General features: G+C 56.9%; 3 protein-coding genes. All 3 read right to left on the bottom strand.

The annotated features are described in order from the left end of the window. Nucleotides 1-176 precede the first annotated feature (176 nt). The 3 genes from M0D64_RS44635 to M0D64_RS44645 all read right to left on the bottom strand — a co-directional run bounded on the left by M0D64_RS44635 (nucleotide 177) and on the right by M0D64_RS44645 (nucleotide 2,606). Nucleotides 177-710, bottom strand: coding sequence for a restriction endonuclease (locus tag M0D64_RS44635; protein WP_266262292.1), 534 nt, complete (start codon nucleotides 708-710; stop codon nucleotides 177-179). After that, a complete protein-coding gene (locus tag M0D64_RS44640) occupies nucleotides 710-1,645 on the bottom strand; it encodes a TIR domain-containing protein (RefSeq protein ID WP_323135792.1) in 936 nt (311 codons plus the stop codon). The genes M0D64_RS44635 and M0D64_RS44640 overlap by 1 nt, the downstream gene beginning before the upstream one ends. 328 nt (nucleotides 1,646-1,973) lie before the next feature. Beyond that, complete coding sequence (locus M0D64_RS44645) at nucleotides 1,974-2,606, bottom strand: bifunctional 2-polyprenyl-6-hydroxyphenol methylase/3-demethylubiquinol 3-O-methyltransferase UbiG (RefSeq protein ID WP_211607552.1); 633 nt, start codon at nucleotides 2,604-2,606, stop codon at nucleotides 1,974-1,976. Between the last annotated feature and the right edge of the window lie 524 nt (nucleotides 2,607-3,130).

Genomic DNA, 3,130 nt, shown 5'->3' on the forward strand with positions numbered 1-3,130 from the left:
AGCCGATAGATCAGCTGACAGTCCGCGTCCGTGGGCATCGCAATGACCGTTTCTGTCGGCACTGAGCCGACAGCGACTGGCTCAGGTCGACCCGGAGCGGACCTTCCGTGTTAGGCAATCTAAACGACCGCTCGCAACTTGGTGCGGCCGTTCAATCTAAATCGGCGCCGCCGCCGCTACAGGATCGTTCCTGCGACTGCTAAATCGCATAGTTTTTCTTTAACTGATCTGACGAGCTCATCTGAGTCAGTGAGTCTTAGGATTTCATCCTTTGTAAAGACAATCAGGCGCCTACACTCTTTCAGTGCCGCCGCAACCGTAAAGTGTGCGGCGGTAACCTGCCCCGCATCTCCCGAGACGCCATTTGCGGCGACCAGTATTCCAAAATCAAGTCCACGATTCCGAAGTTTCGAATCGAACCAGTTGACCTCTATGCTTCCCACAGCCGCGGACCAGTTCTTGCATTCAATCAGGATGATGTTGGGCAGAAAGAAAAAACCGTCGGCATGAGCGTCATTCCAAAGAGCGACGTCGATCTCTTCGGTTTCGAAAGGGTTCATCTCATTACGACGCGTTATCGAAACCCCGGGTACTTGCGAGAAAAGATAGCAAATCAAATTCTCAAGTGCCCGACCCTTCGCTGCGGTAGTTGCTCCGTTATCGCCAGCTTCGAAGAAGGCGCGTACAGTGGGTTGATCGATTGCCGCCATTAGACACTCGAGCCGTGAACACGACTATTACGAAGATCGCGCACCAGCTCAGGGAAGGTCCGCGAGCGCAATCCCTCGAGAAAACTCTTAAGTGGTAGCACCAATACGTTTGGTGATGTTTGAGCCCACCAGTTACTGTCTGGATCGGGGCCCTCGCCATAAAGAAGCAGCGCCCACTGCGAGCCTGAACCGCTCACATACGCGGCAATTTGATTTGTTATCCGCAAGGCATCTTCTCGACGCCGAATTCTAGACTTCACCTCTACGAGAAGCGGATTGCCGACGAGCGTTTCAAGCAAATCAGACCACACAGCAAAATCGGCACCTTTGTCTCGTCTTGGCGAAGTAACAACAACGTCAGTGTCTGAATACTTAAGCGCTTCCGATACGACATTCTCTACACCTTTCCAATCATTAACAGCCAAAGAATGCTCGAGACTTCCCCAAAGTTCGTCTGCCTTTTCACCAAGGCCGCGAGACGCTTTCCGTTGTGATGACTTATCGTCAATCATCCGCTCTGGCGCAGAAAGGATTTGGTCTAACGCGAAGCCAATTGCCTCCTCATTGTCCGGGGCGACTCGAAGAACAAGCATATGGCGCGGCGAAAAGGGAATTGGCTCCGCATCTGGAGGCGTGATTAACAAAATGCGACGACCGAGAGCAGCGGCAATGCCGAGTTCGAAAAGAACCCACTGGGATGAGTCCTTTCCGGAAAGCACGCCAATGACGAGGCTGACTTGAGCGATTTGCGCCTGAATTTCGTCCGCCAAATCGCTTCCTGCTGTCAAGTCTTGTGGCACAAGAACGTCGACGCCTCGTACCCGTAAGGCCCGTCGCAGTACAGTCAGATCCAATCCCATTGGAGCAGAAAGAAGGCACTTTCTACGAAGGTTGTTGCTTGTCGTTGCTGTCATCTCTCGTACGCCCATCGCCATTGTCGTTATATTGTATCCATGCGTCGCACTTTCGCGTGCGCTGTTGGAGGTGAAATCTGCAGAGGATGAGTGGCTGCCTTCCCGTGCAAATCGGACGCAGGGATGACATTAACAGGGTTCAAGCGAGCGTCAACTCATGGCCGCACGCTGCCTGTCGCGGCCGACGACAGGCGTCCCCGCTTCCGCCGATTGTGCGAGATCCACGACTGGCCGTTTCTCTACGCGATGGACAGTGCTGCAAATCGCCTGCCTTGCGCCGCATCAAAGCGGCTTGAACGCAAGCATCTACCAAGCCCAACGCGGGCATACGGTGACAACCCCTGGCGTTTCAGGCGACCGGCTTGCGCCACACGCTGGCTAGCCACGGCTGCCGCTCACGCGGCAAGCCAGCGGGCCGGTAATAGTGCTCCATTTCGACGAATCCCGCGCCCGCCATATATCGGCGCCATGCTTCGAGATCATGGAAGACGCCGTAGCGGCCGTGGCTCCAGCCTTCCTGATTCGTGCCGCGCGGGTTGGAGCTGAACAGCACACCGCCGAGCTTCAGCGTCGCGTGCAATTGCCGCAACACGCGCGGCAACGCCTGACTCGGGACATGGAACAGCGCGGCGTTGGCGAAAATGCCGTCAAAGTGCGCAGCCGGCAAATCGAGATGCAGGAAATCCTGCTGCCAGACGTCGCAGCCAGTCGCGTCACGCGCCATTGCAACGAAGCGCTCGGCGCCATCGAGGCCGACCGCGCAATGGCCGAGTGTAGTGAAGGCCTTGAGATCTCGCCCCGGCCCGCAGCCGAAATCCAGGATCGTAAAAGGGGGCTCGACTTCGATATGGTGCAGCAACGCCGCGATGTTCTGCGTGACGTCGTGGTCGTACGTGCCGTCGCGGAAATCTTCCGCGTGCGCGTCGTAGTGCTGCAACGTGACGGCACTGATTTTATCGAGGTCGCGGGGGTCGAGTTCCATGCAGGAAGTATATCTCGGGGCATTTCCCGCACGACTAAGTCGTACGTCCGGTGTCATCGGCCGTGGTCGGTTGCGTGCCGAACAGGATGAACAACGGGATTCAGCGTGCGCAACTGATTCCTCTTGGGTTTCCGAGGAACGCGCACGGTATCGGGCGAACGGCTGGAGATGGGCCGTACCTTACCCATCGTCGTGCGATCGACCCGTGCGTGCCACGAGCGTCAGCACGCGACCCATTGCAGCCCGTCGAGCCAGCGCGGCCTCTACGGCGGCTTTCAAGAGGCACAACGGCCGTTCGTCGACTCACATAGGAAGACGGGTGTTCGGCCTGAGCCGACGTTCATGCGACGATGTGGGTAAGGCAGCTGTAGGCCAGTCTCCTGCCGTTCGCGCATCGATGGCCGCCAATGTCAGGTCTCAGTGTCAGCGAACGCGTGCTATCGGCCCACACCTTTATGCTCAGCTCTTGCTAGTGTTCCGTTCCGCTGATTCGCGTACAAAGTCTTTGTAGTTTTGCGAGGATG

Source organism: Paraburkholderia sp. WS6 (genome assembly GCF_030464835.1).
Classification (GTDB): Bacteria; Pseudomonadota; Gammaproteobacteria; order Burkholderiales; family Burkholderiaceae; genus Paraburkholderia; species Paraburkholderia madseniana.

What these genes read in the sequence shown, in the direction of transcription:
- M0D64_RS44635 (WP_266262292.1), bottom strand. Translation starts at nt 710, where the DNA reads ATGGCGGCAATCGATCAACCCACTGTACGCGCCTTCTTCGAAGCTGGC.
- M0D64_RS44640 (WP_323135792.1), bottom strand. Translation starts at nt 1,645, where the DNA reads ATGGCGATGGGCGTACGAGAGATGACAGCAACGACAAGCAACAACCTT.
- M0D64_RS44645 (WP_211607552.1), bottom strand. Translation starts at nt 2,606, where the DNA reads ATGGAACTCGACCCCCGCGACCTCGATAAAATCAGTGCCGTCACGTTG.